The organism is Halostella litorea (assembly GCF_004785955.1).
GTDB lineage: Archaea > Halobacteriota > Halobacteria > Halobacteriales > Natronoarchaeaceae > Halostella > Halostella litorea.
Genome location: NZ_ML214300.1, coordinates 343,274 through 364,782, shown reverse-complemented (window position 1 = coordinate 364,782; position 21,509 = coordinate 343,274). Strand labels below are relative to the sequence as shown.

Genomic DNA, 21,509 nt, shown 5'->3' with positions numbered 1-21,509 from the left:
GGGCGCCACTGTGCCGTCCGACAGCCACTTGACCCCGCCGCCCTGACAGAACCCCGTGAATCCCGACGACGTGGCCCGAGAACTCACCGGCACGGTCGCGGGCGGCCTCGGCGTCGACCCCGACTACGCCCGGGGGAGCGTCCCCTGCGCGCGGTGTCGGCCGGACGACGGCTCCGACGACGGCGCGGACGGACTGCTCACCGCCGACGACGAGGTCACCGTCGCGTTCCGCCGCTACGAGGGCCACACCTGGGAACCCGTCGGCGTCTACTGCCGCCGTCACGGCGTCGACGCCGTCGTGGACGCGATGCCGACGCTCGCCGAGGACCAGGCCGTCGTCGCCGCGGTGCTGGAGCCGACCGGGTACCGCGACCCGCTCGACGGTCACCACCCGAACGCGCTCTCGCTGGGCGGCTTGGAAGTGCTCGACGTCAGCCCCGCCGAGGAGGGGTACTGATACGGACTATTGTATTTCGGGGACTGTCCCGTAACTGGCACATGCCAGCACGAGGTTGGGACTGCTGGTATCACTCCGTTGGGAAGTCCATGGGGCGTAAAACGGCGATTATATTACTGAATACTCCTGTTGACATCAATCATCAGATAACATTCTCAGACTCACTCTATAGCAATTCCCTCTATGGACGATAGTTGGACGATACTCCGAGTCCATACGGACCTCATTTAACGTGCTGAAGATTTCGAGTATTCCCGATGAATACTCCGGTTCTTCCACATATGTGTCGGAGTGTACGATCGTATCCAATTTCTCATCGACAGCATCTGTAGTGTTCCTCTCATCGAAGTTCACGTCAACCGACTCGTTGTTACAGTCGGTTTCCGTGGCATTCATTTTTATCTCCCCATCGTTGACTCGGTCTCCGAACGTCCTCTCGGTCTCATTGGCTCGGTCCCCAAACACACAACCCGAGAGCCCAACTACACCGATCGAACAGGTAGCCAAGACGGTTCTGCGGTACATATGAACAGGACGCAGTTTGAGTGGTATATGCTTTCTCTCAGCTAGGGCTGGCGTTTTTACTACCCATTCGGTTCTGAACTCAACAACCCACTGACTCCGGTAGCGGACTGGTTGGTTAGTACAGCTAGTAGACGGGACCCCCAGACGGGCAGACGGTTATGGCGGCGATAGCGCGACGAACTCGAGGCCCTTCTTCTCCAGCAGCCGCTCCGCTCTCTGCGTCACGGAGGGCGCGATCAGCAGCCCGCGGACGCTCGCGTCGGCGTGGAGCGAGCGCTCCAGCGCCCCGACGTAGCGGTCGAGTTGGCCGACAGCGTCCGGGCCGACGCGGCGGCGCTTGAGTTCGACGACGACGGTCCGGCCGGCGGCGTCCTCGCCGTAGATGTCGACCGCGCCGGCGGGCGTCTCGCGCTCGGTCGCCAGCGGCGTGAAGCCGTCCTCGACGAGCGACGGGTCGGCGAGGATCCGCTGGCGCAGGTCCTCCTCGGTCCCCTCGACGGCCAGATCGTGGCCGTCGGTCAGGTCGAACGCCGACACCTGGTCGACGCGCTCGAACGTGACGACCAGCTCCTCGTCGGGCGACGAGCGGACGCTCCGGACCCGGAGGTCGCCGGCGTCCGTAAGCGACGGCTCGTGCGTACAGCCCGGCGGCTGCCAGTTGACGGGTTTCTGTCCCTCGTCGGTGTGGACGAGGATGGTGCCGTCGGGCTTGAGCATGACGTGGCGGTCGCCGGGGCCGAGCTGGCTGGCGGCGCGGCCGTCGTAGTCGACGGTACACCGGCCGAACAGGGTGACGAGCGCGCCGGCCGCCACGCCGTCCTCGACGGTCGACAGCGCCTCCTCGGCGCTCGGGTTCCGGAGCGTCACGTCCGTGGAGCGTCGGCCGCTTGCGGTCACTACCACGGGGTAGGGCGCGGGCGACCAAAAGCGGCCCGCGTTCGGGCTACGCCACCGGGATCACCTCCCGGCGGTCGCCGACCCGGCGCTGGACGCGGTCGGCGAGGTAGGCCACGGCCTCGTCGCGGGTGAGCGCGCCGCGGGCGGTCAGGTCGGCGACGACTCCCTTCGTGGCGCGGAACCAGCGCCGGAGCCGCGGGCCGCCGTACGGACCGCCGTCCGGGTCGGCGGCGACGAGCGCGCCGGCGGTCACGTCCGGCGCGACGCCGGGCAGCCCGAACCACAGCGGCAGGTACGCCGTCACGTCGTAGTCCGGCGCGACAACGAACAGCGCCTCGTGTTCGCGCGGGTTGACGGCGGCAACCACGTCGTCGAAGTCCAGGCCGACGGCGGTCGGTCGGGTCTCGACCGGCCGGGAGCCGGCTTCGGGCGGGAGTTCCGCGGGCGGGGTCGGGCTCCTGCCGGTCCAGGCGGCACCGGGGCCGCCGAACGGCGTCCGTGCGGTGATGCGGCGGGCCAGCGAGAGGTCCGCCCCGCCCCAGCGCGAGCGGTGGAGGTCGTAGTCGCCGTCGGGGCGTTCGTAGGCGACGAGGGCGCGGTGGGCCACGGACCCCGAGGTGGGCGCGTCCCCGTACTTAAACCTGAACCGCCCCGGCGGCGGGACGGAAGCCCCGGCACCGCGCGCCGACCAGCATCCCTTTGTCGCCGCCGACCCCACCGCCGGTATGGCCGACGCCGGGAAGGTCGACCGCGAGTTCTTCGAGGAGTACATCTACCCGCGCCTCGGCGCGGACCGGGCGGACGTCGCGCTCGGCCCGCGCCACGGCGTCGACTTCGGCGTGATCGACGCCGACGGGACGGCCGTCGTGACCGCGACTGACCCCCTCTCGATCCTGCCCGGCCTCGGGTGGGAGCGCGCCGCCCGGTTCGCGCTGGGGGTCGTGCTCGCGGACGTTGCCGTCTCCGGCCTCGCGCCGTCGCATCTCTCGGTCGCCTTCCACCTCCCGCCGGGGATGGCCGACGAGTCGTTCGCCGCCGTCTGGGGCGCGATGGACGACGCACTCGCGGAACTGGGCACCGCCGTCGTCACGGGCCACACCGCGCGGTACGCGGGCTGTTCGTTCCCCTGGGTCGGCGGCGCGACGGCGATGGCGGTGGGCGACCACGACGCAGTCGTGCGCCCGGACGGCGCGCGGCCGGGCGACCGCCTGCTCGTGACGACCGGCGCGGGCGTCGAGGCCGCCAGCCTGTTCGCCTCGCTGTATCCCGATCAGATCCCGGCCGACAAGGCGGCGCTGGACGCCGCGGCCGCGCGGCTCCCCGGCGTCGAACACGTCCGGGGGGCCGTCGCCGCGGCCGCCGCCGGGCCCGTGACCGCGATGCACGACGCGACGGAGGGCGGCCTCCACGGCGCGCTCCACGAACTCGCGGGCGCGGCGGGCGTCGGGGTCGAGTTCGAGCGCGACGCCGTGCCGCTCCCCGACGACGTGCGGGCGGTCGCGGACGCGCTGGACTTCGATCCGTGGCGCGCGACGAGTTCCGGCACGCTGCTGGTGACGGCCCCGCCGGACGCCGCCGACCGGGTCCTCGACGCGCTCCGGGGCGAGGGGCTGACGGCCGCGGACGTCGGGCGGATCACGGACGGCGAGAGCGTCGTCGCCGACGGCGAGCGCGTGCCCGAGCCGGACGGCGACTCCTCGTGGCCCGTGTACGAGCGGCTGGCGGGGGAGTAGGCGGGACCAGGCCTGGCGGACCGAGCGCCCGCACCGATCCCACCACCGCTTTGTACTACCAAGTAATACCACGGCGTATGCGAACACCAGCACCGACGGAGCGACCGGTCGCGATGACGGTGGCGGGGAGCGACTCGGGCGGCGGCGCGGGCGTACAGGCCGACGTAAAGGCGATGGAGGCGGCGGGCGCGTTCGGGACTAGCGTCGTGACGGCGGTCACCGCCCAGCACACGCGCGGCGTCGAGAGCACCCACGTCCTCCCCGTCGAGGAGGTGGCGGCGCAGTACGACGCCGTCGTCGGCGACTTCGACGTGGGCGCGCTCAAGACGGGGATGCTCGCGACCGCGCCGGTCGTCGAGGCCGTCACGGAGCGCGTCGCCGACACCGACGCGCCCGCCGTCGTCGACCCCGTGATGGTCGCGGCCTCCGGCGACCGCCTGCTGGCCGCGGAGGCCGAGCGGGCGTACGAGGACCTCGTGGCCGAGGCCGCGCTAGTGACGCCGAACGCCGACGAGGCGGCCGTCCTGACGGGGATCGACCCGGACGACGAGACCGGGCAGGCGGCCGCCGCCGAGGAACTGCGCGACCTCGGGGCCGACGCCGCGCTCGTGACGGGCGGCCACGTCGGCGACGGGCGGGTCCGGGACGTGCTCGCCACCGCCGACGGCGTCGAGACGTTCGAGGGGCAACGCGTCGACACCGACGCGACCCACGGCACCGGCTGTACGCTCTCGGCCGCGACGGCGGCGCGGCTCGCGGCCGGCGATTCGACTCCTGAAGCGGTCGAACACGCCGTCTCACTCGTCGAACGGGCGGTCCGGTACCACAACGACGTCGGCGAGGGGCCGGGCGCGGTCGACGGCCTCGCCGCGCTGCGCGAGCGGGCCGACCGCCAGCCCACCGCGGCGGCCGTCTCCGAGGTCGTCGGCGCGTTCGTCGAGGCCGACGTGCGCCGGCTGGTGCCGGAGGTCGGGATGAACGTCGTCGCCGCGACGCCGCGCGCGGAGGCCGTCGAGGAGACGGCGGCGGTCGAGGGGCGGATCGCCCGCACGCTCGACGGCGTCGCGCCGAACCGCGGCGTCCGCTTCGGCGCGTCGAGCCACGTCGCGCGGTTCCTGCTCGCCGCCCGCGAGTTCGACCCCGACCTGCGATTCGCGGTCAACTGCCGGTTCGACGACGCCGTGGCCGACGCGCTGTCGGCCCTGGACTGGACGGTGGCGGCGTACGACCGGAGCGAGGAGCCGCCGGACTTGAAAGCGAGCGAGGGGAGCACGATGGGCTGGGGGACCCGGCGGGCGTTCGAGTCGGTTCCGGACGTGCCCGTGGCGGTCGTCGACAGCGGCGAGGTCGGCAAGGAGGCGATGGCGAAACTGGTCGCGCCCGACGCCGGCACGCTGGTCGACCGCGTGCTGGCGCTGGACCGGGCGGTCGGGGACTGAGCCGCGGACGGGCCGCACGCTCACTCGTTCCGGCGGTCGCCGGGGCGGAGCGCGGCGACCCAGTCGACGGCCGCTTCCACCGTCCACCCGGCCCAGCGCGCCTCGGCGGCGGCCCAGAGGACCAGCGTGACCGCGAGCGCGACCACCGCGCCGAGTTCCGGATACCCGAACCAGCCCGGCAGCAGGCCGAACAGCGCGTCCGCGACGCCGTCCGGCACGACCCAGGCGACGCCGGCACCCACTGCGTCGGCGACCCGCCCGCCGGCGTCGAACAGCGGCACCCCCTCGCGGTCGGTCGCCGCGGCAGCGTAACCGAGCCCGACCGAGAGCAGGAGGCCGAACACGACGGTCGCGAACCCCGCCCGGGAGACCGTCCGTCTCGGTGGCACGGTCGGCCACTACGACGACCCGGGGGAATATAGCCTGCGGAAACCCGCAGGGTTTTAGCCCGCGACGGCCCTGAAAGCGAGATATGACAGAGGCGACGGGGATCGTCGGGGAGTTCCTCTCCCTGAAGGAGGGGACCGACGCCGACCTGCTGGCGATGCAGTGTGGCGACTTCTACGAGTTCTTCGCCGACGACGCCGAGACGGTCAGCGACGAGCTGGACCTGAAGGTGTCCCAGAAGTCGTCCCACGGCTCGTCGTACCCGATGGCCGGCGTGCCGCTCGACGACCTGACGCCGTACCTGAAGGCGCTCGTCGAGCGCGGCTACCGCGTCGCCGTCGCCGACCAGTACGAGACCGACTCGGGCCACGCCCGCGAGATAACGCGGGTCGTCACGCCCGGGACGCTGCTGGAGACGACCGACGCCGACGCGCGCTACCTCGCGAGCGTCGTCGCGGACGACGACGGCTACGGCCTCGCCTTCGCCGACGTGACGACCGGGCGCTTCCGCGTCACCGCGGTCGACGGCGACGACGCGACCGGCGAGGCGCTGACCGAACTGTACCGCTTCGACCCCGTCGAACTGCTGCCCGGGCCGGAGGCGCGGAACGACGACGGCTTCCTCGACGCCGTCCGCGAGCGGGTCGACGCCGCCGTGACGCTGCACGACGCCGCCGCGTTCGCGCCGGGCCGGGCGCGCCACCGGACCCGCGAGCAGTTCGGCGACGAGACGCTCGACAGCGTCGGCGTCGCCACGGACGGCCCCGCCGTGCGGGCCGCGGGGGCGGCCCTCGACTACGTCGAGGAGACCGGGACGGGCGTGCTGGCGTCGATGACGCGGCTCCAGCCGTACCGCGGCGACGACCACGTCGAGGTCGACGCGACGACCCAGCGCAACCTCGAACTCACCGAGACGATGCAGGGCGAGCGCTCGGGGTCGCTGTTCGACACGGTCGACCACACCGTCACCAGCCCCGGCGGCCGCCTGCTAAAGGAGTGGCTCCAGCGCCCCCGCCGCTCCGTCGAGACGCTGGAGCGCCGCCAGGAGAGCGTCGCCGCGCTGGCCCGCGCCGTGATGGCCCGGGAGGGGCTGCGCGAGTCACTGTCGGCCGCGGCGGACCTCGAACGGCTGGCCTCCCGCGCGAGCTCCGGCAGCGCCGACGCGACGGACCTGCTCAAGGTCCGGGACACGCTCGCCCTGCTCCCGGACCTCGTCGACGCCGTCGAGAACGACCCCCAGCTGTCCGCGTCGCCCCTGACCGAAATCGTCACCCGCCCGGACCGGGCGGCCGCGGCCGACCTGCGGACGACGCTTTCCGACGCGCTCGCAGAGGACCCGCCGTCGACCGTGACCCAGGGCGGGCTGCTGACGCGGGGGTACGACGACGAACTCGACGAGGTGATCGAGCGCCACGAGGCGCTCCGGGAGTGGTTCGACACGCTGGAGGAGCGCGTCAAAGCCGAGACTGGCCTGACCCACGTCACCGTCGACCGCAACAAGACCGACGGCTACTACGTGCAGGTCGGCAAGAGCGAGGCCGACGACGTGCCCGACCGCTTCGAGAACGTGAAGACGCTGAAGAACTCCGAGCGGTTCGTCACCGACGAACTGGCCGAGAGGGAACGCGAGATCCTCCGGCTGGAGGAGCGCCGCGGCGAACTGGAGTACGAGCTGTTCCAGGAACTGCGCGCCGAGGTGGCCGAGGCGGCCGAACTCCTGCAGGACGTGGGCCGGACCGTGGCGACGGTCGACGTCCTCGCGGCGCTTGCGACCCACGCCGTCAACAACGACTGGACGCGGCCCGAGCTCCACCGCGGCGACGACCTGCACATCGAGGGCGGCCGCCACCCCGTCGTCGAGCAGACCACCGAGTTCGTCCCGAACGACGCCGCGCTCGACGCCGAGCGCCGCTTCCTCGTGGTGACGGGGCCGAACATGAGCGGCAAGTCGACGTACATGCGCCAGGTGGCGCTCATCACCCTGCTCGCGCAGGTCGGGAGCTTCGTCCCGGCCCGCGAGGCGTCGGTCGGCGTCGTCGACGGCATCTACACCCGCGTCGGCGCGCTGGACGAACTGGCCCAGGGCCGCTCGACGTTCATGGTCGAGATGCAGGAGTTATCGAACATCCTCCACTCCGCCAGCGAGGACTCACTGGTCATCCTGGACGAGGTCGGCCGCGGCACCGCGACGTACGACGGTATCTCCATCGCGTGGGCCGCGACGGAGTACCTGCACAACGAGGTCCGCGCCAAGACGCTGTTCGCGACCCACTACCACGAACTGACGACGCTCGCGGACCACCTGTCGGGCGTCGCCAACGTCCACGTCGCGGCCGACGAGACCGACGGCGACGTCACCTTCCTCCGGACGATCCGCGACGGCCCGACGGACCGCTCGTACGGCGTCCACGTCGCGGATCTGGCCGGCGTCCCCGGCCCGGTCGTCGACCGCTCGCGCGAGGTGCTCGACCGCCTGCGCGAGGAGAAGGCCATCGAGGCGAAAGGCGGTGGAAGCGGCGACGGCGGCACGAAGCAGGTCGTCTTCGACGTGGGGAGCGGCGAACTCCGCGCGGCGGAGGGGGGCGACGACGCGGGCGGCCGCGAATCCGCGCCGGGTGCGTCCCGGAGCGCGGACGCCGCGGCCGACGGCGGCGACCCGGCGGAATCCGTCGACCCCGAGGCCGAGCGCGTGCTGTCGGCCCTCGAGGACCTGAACGTCGACGAGACGCCGCCCGTGGAGCTGATGGCGAAGGTTCAGGAGTGGCAGAAGAGGCTGGACGAGTGAGCGTCTCGCCGACGCTCAGACCGACTCGACGGCGTCGACGAGTTCGTCGTAGTCCGGTTCGTTCGTCGGGTCGTCGGCTGCCCAGCCGTACGCCACGGTGCCGTCGCCGTCGAGCACGTACACCGCGCGGTTCGCCACGCCGTACAGCCCCAGGTCCGGCAGGTCCATCTCCAGGTCGTACGCCCGGATCGCGTCGCCGGCCATGTCGCTCACGAGGTCGAATTCGATGCCGTGCTCCTCGCGGAACGCGCCCTGCGAGAACGCCGAGTCGGCGCTGACGCCGAGCACGGTCGCGCCGGCGTCCTCGAAGCGGTCGAGGTGGTCCTGCAGCGCGACCATCTCGTTCGTGCACGGCGGCGTGAACGCGCCGGGGAAGAAGGCCAGGACGACGGGGCCGTCGCCGAAGTAGTCGTCCAGGTCGAACGGTTCGTGGTCGCTCGTGCCGACCGTCGCTGTGAACGACGGTGCGGCGTCACCCTCGGAGAGCATCGTGTCGATACAGGGCCTCGGAGCGTATAAAGCCACTCGCGAACGGCCCTCCCGGCGTTCGCGGTCGGTCCACGGGCGGGCCGACGGTCAGGCGACCCGCCCCTCGGCGTAGCCGTAAGCGACCGCCCCGACGACTAGCAGGAGACCGTATCCCCAGATCGCCCCGCGTACCGCGGGGGGCACGTCGACGGCACCCGTCGCGTCGAGCACCACGTCCGCCGGGAGCCCGAAGACGACGAAGAGCAGCAGGAGTCCCGAGACGACGCGGCTCGCCCGGCGCTCGACCGCTGCCTCGCGCTCGTCGATCAGCCGGACGCCGGTGCGCCGCCAAACGGCGAGGTAGCCGAGCACTCCGAGGTAGTACGCGCCGACGCCGGCGAACAGGAGGGGGTCGGAGACGCTCGCCGGCGCGAACACCGCCGCGACCGTCGCGACGAGGAACCCGGCCACGCCGAGCCCCAGCGCCCGGTTCATCCGCTCCCGGTGTCGCTCGCGCTCCTCGATGGGGTGATGGGTGGACATCGTGTGTAAAGCTCCTTTTACAGTAAAGCTTGCTTTACACCAGTTATTAAAGCTACCGGTAAACGCCCCGGCGCGTCACCGCTCCGGCGGGGCCACGAGCGAGTACAGGGCGAGCGTCGCGGCAACCGCCGCCGCGGCCAGCGCCGCCAGCGCGATGAGCGGCAGGTCCGCGGGCGGCAGGCCGTACAGGGCGATGGCCGTTCCCGCGGCGACCGCGCCGACGGCGACGCTGCCCGCGGCGTGGACCGCCGTCCGGAGCGCCGTCTCCCGGCCGTCGCCCGCGCGCTCGCCGACGACGGCCGCCGTCGACGCGCCGTCCCAGGCCAGGACAGCGAGCGCGACCGTCACCGGCGCGTGCCACGGGCCGACCGGCGAGAGGACGCTCCGGCCGACCGCGGCGAGGACCAGCAGCGAAGCGCCGGCCGCCCTGAAGCCGCCCTTCCACCGGTCGACGACCGGGACGAGGCCGAGCGACAGCGCGAGCACGCCGGCGAGCGCGGCGACGAGCGGCGCGCGTCCGGCCGGCGGGCCGGGCAACACGGCGGCGAGTCCGACGGCGAGACAGGCCACCGCGCCGCCGCAGGCGCTCGTCAGGACGCCGACGGCCCGGTGCCGACGACGGCCGAGGACGGGCGCGACGACGGTCCCGGCCGCGCCGACCGCCGCGACGCCGACGACCGACCGGCCGAGCGGGCCGGGGGCGACGAGCGCCGCGGCGGCGAGCGCGAAGCAAAGCGACAGCGCGCTCCCGGCCCGCGCCGGGCGACCGCGGAACGAGACGGGCGACGGCGTCACGGCGACCCCCCCAGCCCGGCGCGGGCAAACGCCGCGGCGAGCGGTTCGGCCGGGTCCCAGTCCGCCACTGGGATCCCCGCGTTGCGAAGCGCCGCGATCCGGGCGTCGCGCTCGACGCGGGCGACGCGGCCGCCGGCCGTCGCGGCCGTTGTCACGTCCGGGCTGACGACCGTCACGTCCCGCCCGGCGGCGGCCAGTCGCCGGGCCGTCCCAGCCACGTACTCGCCGACCAGCGGCGCGAACCAGACGGCGTGTGCGTCCTGCGGGAGCGCGGCCAGCAACCCCTCGCGGTCGCCGGGCGCGCCGGGCGTCGGCGGGCGGGCCGGCGGCTTCGCCACTGCGTGCTCGTCGAGCGTCGCGCCGACGCCGCGCTCCGTGAGGGGGCGGCCGGACGGGGGGATCCACTCGAACGACTCCCCGACGACGGCGAGGCCGACCCGGTCGCCGCGGTCGAGGGCGGCCTCGCCGACGGCCCGTGCCGCGTCGGCCGCGTAGGCGACCGCGTGGGGTTCCCCCGCCCCGGCGGAGCGGAACGCACACGGGCGGGCGTCCAGACAGAGGACGAGCGTCGCGGCGCGCTGGGCGGGCGACTCCACGGTCGTCAGCTTCCGGTCGCGGGCGTAGCGCCGCCAGTCGATCCGTCCCGGCGAGTCGCCCGGTCGGTACTCCCGGACCCGGGCGAACTCGACGCCGGCGTCGAACGACGCCGCGTCGCCCCGGCCGGGGTAGCGCCCGGCCCGCGACGGCACCCCGCCCTCGGGGGCCGACGGCGGACACGCCAGTTCGGTCGCGCCGGCGTCGTCCCCGGCGACGGAAAGCGTCGCCTCGTGGCCGCCGCTCACGTCCCGGACCGTCACGTCGGCCGGGTCGAACGCGTGCGTGCCCCGTTTCGCCACCACGTCGTACCGGACCGTCGTCGACTCGCCCGGCCGGAGCGCGGCGGCCCCGCGGGGCGACCCCTCGACCACGACGAGGTGGTCGGGGACGCCGTCGGCGAACTCGACGGCCGGCAGGACCGACCGCCCGTCGTTCGTGAGCGTCGCCTCGACGGTCACCCGGTCGCCGTGGTCGGGCGACGCCGGCGTCGCCGTCCGCGTGAGCGACAGCGAGACGGCCGGCGGACGGGACAGCCACGGGTAGGCGGCGTAGGCTGCGGGGACGGCCGCCGCCAGCAGCACGCCCGCGTCGCCGAGATACACGCCGGCCGCGACGAGCACCGCCGCCGCGGGGACCGCGGGTCGCCAGCGACCGGTCCGGCGGAACTCGGTCACGCCGACTCACCGGCCGACGGCCGGTCCGGGTCGAGTTCGCGGACGGCGGCGCGGGCTCCCCGGCCGAACGCGTACGACGACGAGACGCGGTACAGCGGCCGCAGGTGGCGCGGCGGGGCAACGTCGCCGAGGAAGGCGGCGGCGACCGGGTCGTCGGTCCAGCGCCCCGACTCGACGGCGGTCAGCGCCGCCTCGCGGGAGCAGCCCTCGGCCGCCATCGTCGTCCTGACGGCCGTCTCGCGGAGCCGTTCGCGGACCGCGCGGCGGTCGGCCCCGTACAGCCCCGGCGCCAACCCAAGCCCGCCCGCGGCGCTGTCGAGGGACGACCCCGGATACGGCGTCGCCGTGGCCTCCTCGGGCGGGCGCGTCGACCCGTCGTCCTCCAGCGCCGGCAGCCACGACAGCGTCGCCAGCAGCGCGCCGAGCGTGATCCCGACCGTCGCGAACGCCGCCGCGACGAGCGAGCCCGGGTCCGCGGCGTCGGCAAGCGGGCGGCCCAGCGCGTCGGGGCCGGCCAGCGCTGCGACGGCCGCCACGGCGGCGAGCAGCGCGGCGACGGCGAGCAGTCCCCGCCGGGCGAGCGCCACGGGGTCGAACTCAGCCGTCGACGGCATCGTCCCCCCGATCCCCTCCCCGCTCTTCCGCCCGGTCCGATGCCGCTGCGTCCGCCGACCCCGTCTCCGACGGCCCCTCGGCATCCGTCGCCGTCTCGCCGTCCCCCGCCAGCCGGCGGCGGAGCGTCTCGGCCCGCGCCGCGCGCTCGTCGGTCACGGGGCGGCCGCCGTACCTGACCGCCCGGAACAGCGACACGGCGCGGTCCACGGCCGCCGCGGGCAGGCCCGAGTCGACGCCCGCCCGCTCCCACTCGGCGGGCGTCCGGGACGCCGGCCTGGCGGCGTCGGCCCGCGACACCAGTTCGACCCAGGCCGCCTCGACGGCGTTCGACGGGTCGCCCGGCGACCAGTCCGACCGCCCGTCACCCGACGCGGGCGACCGGGAGCGCGACCGCACGGAGCGGGTCGCGGCGACGACGCCGTCGCGGTACCGCACCGCCAGCGCGACGACGGCGAGCAGCGCCACCGCCCCGAGGAGCGCCGGCAGGTTGGCCGCCAGCCAGCGGAGGGCGACGGGCAGGAACGACGGCGCGCCCCCGCCGCCCAGTTCCACGTGGATGCCGAAGACGGCGAGCACGCGTGTCAACAGCAGCAACAGGAGGCCGTACAGCGATCCGCCCCCGCCACCGCCGCGACCGGACCGCGGCGAGTCCAGCGCGGGGGCTATCGAGGCTTCCACGGCGGTCGCCGCGGCGGCCACTGACCCGACCGCAAGGGCCAGGGCGACCCCGGCCACGGTGCGAGTGGAGGGCATCACTACCCGGTTCGCGGGACGAACAAAAAAGCCCGCCGGACTACCGGAACCGCCGCAGCAGCCGCCGCAGCGGGCCGCCGGCGTCGACGCCGACCTCGCGGGCGACGGCGTCCAGTTCCTCGTCGTCGAACTGCTCCTGTGCGCGGGCCTCGACGAGCCAGTCCTCCCACTCGGGTTCGGAGAGCGTCCCCGTCGCCCGGCCGTCCTCGCCCCACTGGTCGGCGAGTTGCTCGCGGTCGTCGAAGGGGATGTCCATCTCCCCGCCGCCCCAGTACAGCGGCGAGAGGTAGAAGGCGGCGGCGTCGTCCCCCGGGACGAACCGGTACGGGTAGCCGCCGAAGAGGAACACGTCCTCGGGCGTCACCGTCTCGCCGTTCGGAAGCTCCAGCGTCTCCATCGCGCGGCGCTACGGCGTCCGTCCTGATGACCGTTCCGGCGGGGGGCGGTCGGCCGACGGCGGGGGCTGTCCGACCGCGGGGGTTTTGTGTCGGGACTCCGATGCGACGGTATGGCTCTCTGGGACGCCCTCAGGCGGCGGTTCGTGGCGGGGCTGCTCCTCGTCGCGCCGCTCGTCGTCACGCTGTACGTCGTCACCACGCTCGTCCGCTGGAGCCTCGTGGTGATAGACCCGGTCGTCGCCGGGACGCGCCTCACCCAGTACACGGGCAACGACCAACTCGCCGCGCAGGTGCTGGCGGTCGTCCTGATACTCGGGGCGCTCGTCGCGCTGGGCTCGCTCGCCGGCCGCACCGTCGGGAGCCGCCTGTTCGGCAACGTCGGGCGAGTGGTCAACTTCGTCCCGCTCGTCAACACCATCTACTCCAGCGTCCGGCAGGTCGCCAGCGCACTCGTCGAGCGCGACAGCCGGTACGACAGCGTCGTGCTGGTCGAGTACCCGCGCGACGGCATCTACGCGCTCGGCTTCGTCACCGGCGAGAGCCCCGAGCCGGTGCTTTCGGCGACGGACGAGCGGGCGTACAACGTGTTCCTCCCCAACAGCCCGAACCCGACCGGCGGCCGGCTGGCCCTGGTCCCCGAGGACCAGATCACCGAGATAGACATGAGCGTCCGCGAGGGGCTCCGTCAGGTCGTGACGACCGGGATGGGCCCCGAGGAGGAACCGATCGCCGACGTTCCGGTCACGAACGCGCCGTCGGGGGCCGACGCCGAGTCCGACCCGGACGTGGACGCGAGTCGGCCGGACCGATAGCCCGCCACCCCCCGCCGACCTGCTGGCCCGCGGTCACAGCGCGTACGCCAGCCGCTCGCCCGTCTCTAGCCCGTTCCGCAGCGCCGCGTGGAGCCGCCCCTCGCCGGCGACCCAGTCGCCGACGACGTGGAGGTCGTGGGCGGCGGCGTCGTCGATCGGCCCGGGTCGGACGCCCGCCTCGGGCAGTGCGTAGCGCCACCCCTGGTGGTCCGTCCAGTCCGGCTCCGCGAGGCGGTCGTCGCCGACGACGTCGGCCGTCATCGCGGCCAGGTCCGCGACGTTCCCCTCGGGCGGGTCGTCGTAGCGCTCGACCGACCACTCGTGGCTCGCCTGCACGACCAGCAGCGACTCGCCGTCCGGCACGTGGCCGGGCTTGCACTCCTCGCGGGCGATCCAGCCGACCGCGTGGTCCTTGCCGGGGTTGACCAGCGCGTAGTACGGCCGGTCGAGTTCGAAGGGGTAGTGCAACACCGCGGTCCAGATGGTCCGGTAGTCGACGGCCGCGGCGGCGGCGGCGAGGTGGTCGCGAGCAGGGTCGTCCCAGTCGGCGTCCCGGAACAGGTCCGCGGTCTGGGGCGCCGGCGGGTTCAACACCAGCGCGTCGAACGGCCCCCACTCGCCCCCGTCGGCGTCGACCAGCCGCCAGTCGTCGCCGTCGCGGACGACGCGCTCGACCCGCGTCCGGCGATGGACCGTCGCGTCCGTCGCGCCGAACAGCCGCTTCGCGACCTGCGTCAGCCCCGAGCGGTACGTCCACTTGCGCTCGTCGTCGTCGCGGCCCTCGCTCACCGCGCCGTCCGCATCGAACGTCCACACCGGTTCGGCGACGTCGACGAGGCCCTCGTCGTCCAGCGCCCCGGTCAGCAGGTCGACGACGCGCTCGTCGTCGTCTTTTACGTAGTTCGCGCCGTAGTCGTACGTCACGTCGCCCCGGCGGCGCGTCGCGGCGCGGCCGCAGACGCCGCCGGACTTCTCCAGGACGGTCACGTCGGCTTCGGGCACCGTCGCGTCGACGACGTGCGTCGCCGCGGCGGCGGCCGCCCCCGCGCCGACGACTCCAACGCGTGGCATACTCGGACTAGGGACGAACTCGGCAAAGTTGCACCGGTCGCGGCACCGGCGAAAGGCTTTCCCCGCTCATACGTGTCGGGTGGCCCATGGTGTCCTCCAAGCTTCGCTCGTCGTACGCGGCCGCGGACCGCTGGCTCCGCGACCACGTGGTCGCGTGGTGGCTGCTGCTCGCGCTCGTCCCCGGCGGAACGTACGCGGCCGCGGAACTGCTGCTGAGCGACGGATCGTCACACCGTGCGCTGATCCTCGGCGTCGTCTTCGGCGCGACGTTCGCCACGGTGACCGTCGTCGCGCAGCGGTGGCGGGGGTAACGTGCTTTCAGCAGATAGTGTACGTCATCTCCAGTCCGCTCTCACCTCTGGTCGTGACGTAATAATCCCCGAGACAGCCGCTGAGAGACTTGTTGACGGAGGCCGACTGCCCGTCGCTACTGGTTGCGGTCACGTTCACCGTGCTCGGATACGAAACCGATTCATTGACGATGCCAGCGACCTGCTCCCTGGAGTCGGGCTCGATGGAGTGGGTCCGGTTGTACACCATCTTCTCACCTCGCTGGACCGTGATCCGGAGCGTTTGCGAGGCGTTCCGTTCGTTCTCCACCGTGATACCGTGTTCGTGGTCCCCGTTTTCGACGACCACTAGCGGACCGGATTCGGCTGGCCGCGGGGACTGACTTGCACAGCCGGCTACAGTCATGAGGGAGACGACCAGAACGATCCGAAGGAGGCGGGCGTCCATACTCGGCGATGAGTCGCCCGCGGTAAGTGTTTTGTCCAAACCCGAATTCCCTGCACAATACGGATCCGCCGACGGATCCAATACTGCCGTCCCGCACGTTCAAGTGCCGCCGGTCGGATCCTCAGCCAATGACTCCCGCGAACCAGCGACCGGAGGCGGATCGACGGTGAGCGAGACGGAGATACGCGAACTCGACGAGTCGACGGTCCAGCGGATCGCGGCCGGCGAGGTGGTCGAGCGCCCCGCCAGCGCGGTGAAGGAACTGGTCGAGAACAGCCTCGACGCCGACGCCTCGCGGGTCGACGTGGAGGTCGAGCGCGGCGGCATCGACGGCATCGTCGTGAGCGACGACGGGGTCGGGATGACCGAGGCGGACGTCCGCGCGGCCGTCCGGGAGCACACCACGAGCAAGATCGACGGGCTGGCCGACCTCGAATCCGGGCTGACGACGCTCGGCTTCCGGGGCGAGGCGCTCCACACCATCGGCGCGGTGTCGCGGCTGACGATCACCACGAAGCCCCGCGACGCCGACGACGCGGCGACGGAACTGCGCTACGAGGGCGGCGAGGTGACCGACGTGTCGCCCGCGGGGCGGCCGCCGGGGACGACCGTCGCGGTGGACGACCTGTTCTACAACACGCCGGCCCGACGGAAGTACCTCAAGACCGAGGCGACGGAGTTCGCCCACGTCAACCGCGTCGTCACGCGGTACGCGCTGGCGAACCCGGACGTCGCGGTGTCGCTGACCCACGACGGCCGCGAGACGTTCTCGACGACCGGGCGGGGGGACCTCCGCTCGGCCGTCCTCTCGGTGTACGGCCGCGAGGTCGCCGAGGCGATGATCGAGGTGCCGGGCGACGACCTCCCCGCCGGCCCGCTCGACGGCGTCTCGGGCTACGTCAGCCACCCCGAGACGAACCGATCCGGCCGGGAGTACGTCTCGACGTTCGTCAACGGCCGGTACGTCACCGCCGACGCGGTCCGCGAGGCCGTGCTGGAGGCCTACGGCGGCCAGCTCGCCGCCGACCGCTACCCCTTCGTCGTGCTCTTTCTCGACGTGCCGCCGGCGTCCGTCGACGTGAACGTCCACCCCCGCAAGATGGAAGCGCGGTTCGACGACGAGGCCGGCCTGCGCCGGCAGGTCGAGGGCGCCGTCGAGGACGCGCTGCTCGACCACGGCCTCGTCCGGTCGAGCGCGCCGCGGGGCCGCTCCGCGCCGGACGAGACGTCGGTACGGCCGGACGACGGCGCGGCTGCGGAGTCGGAGCGCGACGGGAACGAGGCCGCGGATGGCGTACAGACGGACGCCGGCGACGCCGACAACGGGCACACGGCCCGCGCCGACGCGGCCGCCGTGGATACCCCGGACGGTGCGGTCGCGCCGGACGAGTCAGACCCGGCGGGGGCGGACGCGGGCGGAACCCGGCCCGGCGGGACCGGATCGACCGTCGCGAGCGAACCGACCGGGTCGTCGGACGCAGCGTCTACGGGGTCGGTCGACGCGAACGCTTCCGGCGAAACGACCGGTTCGGACGCCGCCGCCGAGGCCGAAACGTCCGGTACGTCGCCGCGGACGGACGCGTCGCGGGCCGCCGACCGGGACGACGACACCCCCGAGTCGGGCGGCGGCCGCGACGGAGCCGAACCGACTGCCGCCGCGGACGCCGCCGACAAGTTCGACGGGCCGACCGAGCAGCGGACGCTGACCGGCGGCTCCGTCGACCGGACCCGGGAGTACGACAGCCTCCCGGCGATGCGCGTGCTCGGGCAGTTCCGGGACACGTACGTCGTCGCCGAGACCGACGAGGGGCTGGCGCTGGTCGACCAGCACGCGGCCGACGAGCGGGTGAACTACGAGCGACTGCGCGAGGCGTTCGCGGGCGACACGACTGCGCAGTCGCTGGCCGAACCGGTCGCGGTCGAACTGACGGCCGGGGAGGCGGCGCTGTTCGATGACTACGCCGACGCGCTCGCGAGCCTCGGGTTCTACGCGGACCGCGCCGGCGACCGGGCCGTCGAGGTGACGACGGTCCCCGCGGTGTTCGACGAGACGCTCGACCCCGAGGACCTGCGCGACGTACTCGCGTCGTTCGTCGAGACGGCCGAGGACGCGTCAGGCCGGGAGACGGTCGAGTCGCTGGCCGACGAGTTCATCGCCGACCTGGCCTGCTACCCCTCGGTGACGGGCAACACGTCGCTTTCGGAGGGCGCGGTGACGGACCTGCTCGCGGCGCTCGACGGCTGCGAGAACCCCTACGCCTGCCCGCACGGCCGCCCCGTGGTGATCGAACTCGACGACGACGAACTGACCGACCGGTTCGAGCGGGACTACCCCGGCCACGGCGGCCGGCGGTCCGGCTGATCGATCGGGGGGACTTATACCGGCCCCGTCCGTTTGCGGGGGTATGTACCAGCCGATCGAACGCCAGCGGGTCGCCGCCCTCCGGCCGATCGGGGTGATCCCATGAGCGATCTCGTGACCTTCGGCGAGACGATGCTCCGGCTCTCGCCGCCCGGCAACGAGCGACTGGAGACGACCGACGAACTGGAGTTCCGCGCCGCCGGCGCGGAGAGCAACGTCGCCATCGCCGCCGAGCGCCTCGGCGCGGTGTCGACGTGGATGTCGAAGCTTCCCGACTCCCCGCTCGGGCGGCGCGTCGACAACGGCCTGCGCGGCTACGGCATCGACACCGAGGTCGTCTGGTCCGAGGACGGCCGGCAGGGGACCTACTACCTCGAACACGCCGGCAAGCCCCGCGGGACGAACGTCATCTACGACCGCGAGAACGCCGCGGTCACGACTGCCTCGGCCGAGGAGTTCGACCTGAGCGTCGTCCGGGACGCCCGAGCGTTCTACACGAGCGGGATCACGCCGGCGCTGTCGGACACGCTGCGGGACACGACGGCGAACCTCCTGCAGGTCGCCAAGAAGGCGGGGACGACGACGGCGTTCGACCTGAACTACCGCTCGAAGCTCTGGTCCCCCGAGGAGGCCCGGGGGACGGTGACGAAGCTGTTCCAGCTGGTCGACGTCCTCGTGATCCCGTTCCGGGACGCCCAGCGGGTGCTGGACTACGACGGCGACGCCCCGGAACTCGCCCACCATCTTGCCTCGGAGTACGAGTTCCAGACCGTCCTCGTCACGCAGGGCGAGCACGGCTCGCTGGCCTGGCACGACAACGTCGTCCACGACCAGGACACCTACGAGGCCGACACCGTCGACGCCATCGGCACGGGCGACGCGTTCGTCGGCGCGTTCCTCGGGCGGCGGCTCTCCGGCGACGACGTGCCCCAGGCCCTGGAGTACGCCGCCGCGACCGCGTCGCTCAAGCGCACTATCCCGGGCGACGTCGCCGCCGTGACCAAGGCGGAGGTCGAGTCCGTCGTCGGCGACAAGCTCCACCGCATCTCGCGGTAGCGGTCGGTCGGCGGGCACACACGTCGCCCGAACCCCTAAGCCGCCGGCGGACGCAGGTCCCCACATGCCACACGTCGCCATCATCGGAGCCTACGGCAGCGCCGGCGTCCCGGTCGCGGGCGAACTCGCCGACGCCCCCGACGTGGAACTGACGCTGGTCGACGACGGCGACCCCGGCGGCGGCCTCTGTATCCTCCGTGGCTGCATGCCCTCCAAGGAGGTCATCTCGGCGGGCGCACACCGCTTCCAGGCGCGCCACGACCGCCGCCTGACCGGCGACCTCCCCGAGATAGACCTCGAACGCGTGGTGGCGACGAAAGACGACCACGTGCTCGGCTTCGCGGAGCACCGGCGGGCCGCGGTCCACGACCTGGCCGAGCGCGACGACGTGGAGTTCCTGCACGATACCGCCCGGTTCGTCGACGACCACACGCTCGCCGTCGGCGACCGGACCGTCGAGGCCGACTACGTCGTGATCGCCACCGGCTCGACGGTCAACGTCCCCGACGTCGACGGGATCGGCGACGTGGAGTACATGACCAGCGCCGACGTGCTCGACGCGACGAGCCTCCCCGACAGCGGCGTCGTGATGGGCTTCGGTTACGTCGGCCTCGAACTCGTCCCGTACCTCGCGGAGGCCGGGACGGAACTGACCGTGATCGAACACGACGAGCGGCCGCTCGACGAGGCCGACCCCGAGTACGGCGACGAACTGCTCGACCTCTACGAGGACAACTGGGACGTGGATATCCGCACCGAAACGCGGGAGAGGCGGCTGGAGCCGACCGACGACGGCGGCGTCCGCCTCCACGTCGACCGCGACGGCGAGTCCGAGGCCGTCGAGGCCGAGGAACTGTTCCTCTTCACCGGCCGGCGGCCGAACCTCGACGGCCTCGGGATCGAACACACCGCGCTCGAACCGGGGTCGGGCTGGGTCGCGGACACGATGCAGGCCCGCGACGACGAGCGGACGTTCGTCGTCGGCGACGTGAACGGGCGCGAGCCGATCCTCCACGTCGCCAAGGAGCAGGGGATACGGGCCGCCGAGAACGTCCTCGCCCACGCCCGCGGCGAGGCGCTGGAGCCCTACGAGAACGTCCACCACCACGTCGTCTTCTCGGGGCTCGGCGTCTACCCCTACGTCCGCGTCGGCTACTCCGTGGACGCCGCAAGGCGCCGGGACGTCGACCACGTCGCCGTCACCCGCGCGGCCAGCGACGACGGCGTGTTCAAGTCGAAGGACGTACCCGAGGGCCGGGCGACGCTGGTCGTCGACCCCGACGACGGCACCGTGCTCGGCTATCAGGGCCTGCACTACCACGCGGACGTGATGGCGAAGACGATGCAACTCGCCGTCGAGATGGAACTCGACGTACGCGATATCCCCGACCGCGCCTACCACCCCACGACGCCCGAGATCATCGACGGGCTAGTCCGCGATGCGGCCGAGCGGGTCGGGGAGTAGGTCGGCCCGCGTTCCGTCCCGTTACCGGGACTCGGACTCGCTTCCCTCGCGCTCGACCTCGATCCGCTGCGGTTCGCGGTCGCTCCCGCCGCCGCCGTCGTCGCCGAGGAACTTCGACCGCAGGTCCTCCGTGAACGACTGCACCTGGTCCTTGAGCGTCTTGACCTCCTCCTCGAACTCCTCGACCGACCGCTCGACGTAGTACACCCGCTGGGCGGGGATCCGCCGGACGGTGTCGCTGTCCGACCGCGAGGGACCGGCGTCGTCGTCCGCCGCCTCCGCCTCCTCGTCGACCTTGACGATCCAGTGGTCCTGGAAGTACGCGATGTGGTCGTTGTCGACCGTCCGCTCGACGGCGTCGCCGTCCGGTCCCTCGTACACGATGGTCGCCTCACCCAGGTCGTCGATCCGCTCGGTTTCGTCCTCTATCATGGGCCGACGTAGGACGCGGAGACGGGTAGACCTAGGCAACTGTGTGGCCGCGGTCATGTCACCGACGCCGGCAACTCGGCGTACCCCCGAACCGGCCCCGACCGAGGGCTATATAGCTCGGCCACCAGACTTATTTAGGAAATTTTATTTTTACTCCGAAGATACAATTTGCAGTAACTTTATGACTAATAAGATATACAGGTACGAACGAACTCATGCGGTGGATGATCCGCCGCGGGGGGCAGCTAAACATGGGAAAGGGAATCATCGGATTCATCGGCGTCACAGGGCTCGTAATAACGCTTGTGGCCGCGGGCTACGTCGCCCGCGGCCCGCTGACCGGCGGGACGCTCCCGCCGCGGCTCCACCTCATCGGCGCGGGAGCGTGGTTCGTCGTCGGCCTGATCACGTTCGCCTGGGGCATGAAGAAGTTCACCGCGAGTGCCGACCGCCCCGAACCGGACCGGGGCCGTCTGCGGATGTACAAGCGCTGAAACGGCCGTAACG

At 72.6% G+C, this 21,509-nt stretch carries 24 protein-coding genes; 10 read left to right on the top strand and 14 right to left on the bottom strand.

Going from position 1 to position 21,509, the window contains the following annotated elements:
- Window positions 1-55 precede the first annotated feature (55 nt).
- The gene (locus EYW40_RS01875) at window positions 56-457 is read left to right on the top strand and encodes a hypothetical protein (protein ID WP_135819923.1); all 402 of its coding nucleotides are present in this window, start codon (window positions 56-58) and stop codon (window positions 455-457) included.
- A 135-nt stretch (window positions 458-592) separates the two neighbouring features.
- Here the strand turns inward: EYW40_RS01875 and EYW40_RS01870 are convergent, their stop codons facing one another.
- The 3 genes from EYW40_RS01870 to EYW40_RS01860 all read right to left on the bottom strand — a co-directional run bounded on the left by EYW40_RS01870 (window position 593) and on the right by EYW40_RS01860 (window position 2,486).
- Window positions 593-982: a hypothetical protein gene (locus EYW40_RS01870; RefSeq protein ID WP_135819922.1), complete on the bottom strand. Its 390-nt coding sequence runs from the start codon at window positions 980-982 to the stop codon at window positions 593-595.
- A gap of 156 nt (window positions 983-1,138) precedes the next feature.
- Window positions 1,139-1,879 (bottom strand): endonuclease NucS, encoded by a 741-nt coding sequence (gene nucS / locus EYW40_RS01865; protein WP_375137142.1) that lies wholly within the window; start codon window positions 1,877-1,879, stop codon window positions 1,139-1,141.
- A gap of 46 nt (window positions 1,880-1,925) precedes the next feature.
- A complete protein-coding gene (locus EYW40_RS01860; protein ID WP_135819921.1) occupies window positions 1,926-2,486 on the bottom strand; it encodes a DUF6735 family protein in 561 nt (186 codons plus the stop codon).
- A 118-nt stretch (window positions 2,487-2,604) separates the two neighbouring features.
- Here EYW40_RS01860 and EYW40_RS01855 point away from each other — a divergent pair, with 118 nt between their 5' ends.
- Window positions 2,605-3,612 carry an AIR synthase-related protein gene (locus EYW40_RS01855; protein ID WP_135819920.1) on the top strand — a complete coding sequence of 336 codons (1,008 nt, stop codon included), beginning with the start codon at window positions 2,605-2,607 and terminating at the stop codon, window positions 3,610-3,612.
- 77 nt (window positions 3,613-3,689) lie between these two features.
- Complete coding sequence (thiD, locus tag EYW40_RS01850) at window positions 3,690-5,051, top strand: bifunctional hydroxymethylpyrimidine kinase/phosphomethylpyrimidine kinase (protein ID WP_135819919.1); 1,362 nt, start codon at window positions 3,690-3,692, stop codon at window positions 5,049-5,051.
- Between the two features lie 20 nt (window positions 5,052-5,071).
- On the opposite strand, the gene EYW40_RS01845 is transcribed toward thiD, so the two are convergent.
- Window positions 5,072-5,440 (bottom strand): hypothetical protein, encoded by a 369-nt coding sequence (locus EYW40_RS01845; protein ID WP_135819918.1) that lies wholly within the window; start codon window positions 5,438-5,440, stop codon window positions 5,072-5,074.
- Between the two features lie 83 nt (window positions 5,441-5,523).
- Here EYW40_RS01845 and mutS point away from each other — a divergent pair, with 83 nt between their 5' ends.
- Window positions 5,524-8,223, top strand: coding sequence for a DNA mismatch repair protein MutS (gene mutS, locus EYW40_RS01840; protein ID WP_135819917.1), 2,700 nt, complete (start codon window positions 5,524-5,526; stop codon window positions 8,221-8,223).
- A gap of 15 nt (window positions 8,224-8,238) precedes the next feature.
- On the opposite strand, the gene EYW40_RS01835 is transcribed toward mutS, so the two are convergent.
- The 7 genes from EYW40_RS01835 to EYW40_RS01805 all read right to left on the bottom strand — a co-directional run bounded on the left by EYW40_RS01835 (window position 8,239) and on the right by EYW40_RS01805 (window position 13,065).
- Window positions 8,239-8,712 carry a redoxin domain-containing protein gene (locus tag EYW40_RS01835; protein ID WP_135819916.1) on the bottom strand — a complete coding sequence of 158 codons (474 nt, stop codon included), beginning with the start codon at window positions 8,710-8,712 and terminating at the stop codon, window positions 8,239-8,241.
- An 87-nt stretch (window positions 8,713-8,799) separates the two neighbouring features.
- Entirely contained in the window at window positions 8,800-9,234 is a 435-nt protein-coding gene (locus EYW40_RS01830; protein WP_135819915.1) for a hypothetical protein, read from the bottom strand.
- A 75-nt stretch (window positions 9,235-9,309) separates the two neighbouring features.
- Window positions 9,310-10,029 (bottom strand): DUF7519 family protein, encoded by a 720-nt coding sequence (locus EYW40_RS01825; RefSeq protein WP_135819914.1) that lies wholly within the window; start codon window positions 10,027-10,029, stop codon window positions 9,310-9,312.
- A complete protein-coding gene (locus EYW40_RS01820) occupies window positions 10,026-11,300 on the bottom strand; it encodes a DUF58 domain-containing protein (RefSeq protein ID WP_135819913.1) in 1,275 nt (424 codons plus the stop codon). The genes EYW40_RS01825 and EYW40_RS01820 overlap by 4 nt, the downstream gene beginning before the upstream one ends.
- Entirely contained in the window at window positions 11,297-11,914 is a 618-nt protein-coding gene (locus EYW40_RS19795) for a DUF7269 family protein (RefSeq protein WP_135819912.1), read from the bottom strand. Before EYW40_RS19795 ends, EYW40_RS01820 begins: the two co-directional genes overlap by 4 nt.
- Entirely contained in the window at window positions 11,898-12,668 is a 771-nt protein-coding gene (locus tag EYW40_RS01810) for a DUF4129 domain-containing protein (RefSeq protein ID WP_135819911.1), read from the bottom strand. Before EYW40_RS01810 ends, EYW40_RS19795 begins: the two co-directional genes overlap by 17 nt.
- 40 nt (window positions 12,669-12,708) lie before the next feature.
- Window positions 12,709-13,065: a hypothetical protein gene (locus tag EYW40_RS01805; RefSeq protein ID WP_135819910.1), complete on the bottom strand. Its 357-nt coding sequence runs from the start codon at window positions 13,063-13,065 to the stop codon at window positions 12,709-12,711.
- 111 nt (window positions 13,066-13,176) lie between these two features.
- On the opposite strand from EYW40_RS01805, the gene EYW40_RS01800 reads away from it, so the two are divergent.
- Window positions 13,177-13,878: a DUF502 domain-containing protein gene (locus EYW40_RS01800; RefSeq protein ID WP_135819909.1), complete on the top strand. Its 702-nt coding sequence runs from the start codon at window positions 13,177-13,179 to the stop codon at window positions 13,876-13,878.
- 33 nt (window positions 13,879-13,911) lie between these two features.
- Here EYW40_RS01800 and EYW40_RS01795 read toward each other — a convergent pair whose 3' ends face one another.
- Window positions 13,912-14,949: an NAD(P)/FAD-dependent oxidoreductase gene (locus EYW40_RS01795; RefSeq protein WP_135819908.1), complete on the bottom strand. Its 1,038-nt coding sequence runs from the start codon at window positions 14,947-14,949 to the stop codon at window positions 13,912-13,914.
- Between the two features lie 86 nt (window positions 14,950-15,035).
- Here EYW40_RS01795 and EYW40_RS01790 point away from each other — a divergent pair, with 86 nt between their 5' ends.
- Complete coding sequence (locus tag EYW40_RS01790; RefSeq protein ID WP_135819907.1) at window positions 15,036-15,260, top strand: hypothetical protein; 225 nt, start codon at window positions 15,036-15,038, stop codon at window positions 15,258-15,260.
- A 7-nt stretch (window positions 15,261-15,267) separates the two neighbouring features.
- Here EYW40_RS01790 and EYW40_RS01785 read toward each other — a convergent pair whose 3' ends face one another.
- A complete protein-coding gene (locus tag EYW40_RS01785; RefSeq protein WP_135819906.1) occupies window positions 15,268-15,687 on the bottom strand; it encodes a hypothetical protein in 420 nt (139 codons plus the stop codon).
- 166 nt (window positions 15,688-15,853) lie between these two features.
- Here EYW40_RS01785 and mutL point away from each other — a divergent pair, with 166 nt between their 5' ends.
- The 3 genes from mutL to EYW40_RS01770 all read left to right on the top strand — a co-directional run bounded on the left by mutL (window position 15,854) and on the right by EYW40_RS01770 (window position 20,570).
- Window positions 15,854-18,049 carry a DNA mismatch repair endonuclease MutL gene (gene mutL, locus EYW40_RS01780; protein ID WP_237560552.1) on the top strand — a complete coding sequence of 732 codons (2,196 nt, stop codon included), beginning with the start codon at window positions 15,854-15,856 and terminating at the stop codon, window positions 18,047-18,049.
- Window positions 18,050-18,151: 102 nt separating this feature from the next.
- Window positions 18,152-19,105 carry a bifunctional 2-dehydro-3-deoxygluconokinase/2-dehydro-3-deoxygalactonokinase gene (kdgK1, locus tag EYW40_RS01775; protein ID WP_135819904.1) on the top strand — a complete coding sequence of 318 codons (954 nt, stop codon included), beginning with the start codon at window positions 18,152-18,154 and terminating at the stop codon, window positions 19,103-19,105.
- A gap of 64 nt (window positions 19,106-19,169) precedes the next feature.
- Window positions 19,170-20,570, top strand: a complete 1,401-nt coding sequence (locus EYW40_RS01770) for a dihydrolipoyl dehydrogenase family protein (protein ID WP_135819903.1) — start codon at window positions 19,170-19,172, stop codon at window positions 20,568-20,570.
- A 21-nt stretch (window positions 20,571-20,591) separates the two neighbouring features.
- Here EYW40_RS01770 and EYW40_RS01765 read toward each other — a convergent pair whose 3' ends face one another.
- Window positions 20,592-21,002 carry a hypothetical protein gene (locus tag EYW40_RS01765; RefSeq protein ID WP_135819902.1) on the bottom strand — a complete coding sequence of 137 codons (411 nt, stop codon included), beginning with the start codon at window positions 21,000-21,002 and terminating at the stop codon, window positions 20,592-20,594.
- 251 nt (window positions 21,003-21,253) lie between these two features.
- Between EYW40_RS01765 and EYW40_RS01760 the strand changes: the two genes are divergently transcribed.
- Entirely contained in the window at window positions 21,254-21,496 is a 243-nt protein-coding gene (locus EYW40_RS01760) for a hypothetical protein (protein ID WP_135819901.1), read from the top strand.
- The last annotated feature ends 13 nt before the right edge of the window (window positions 21,497-21,509 follow it).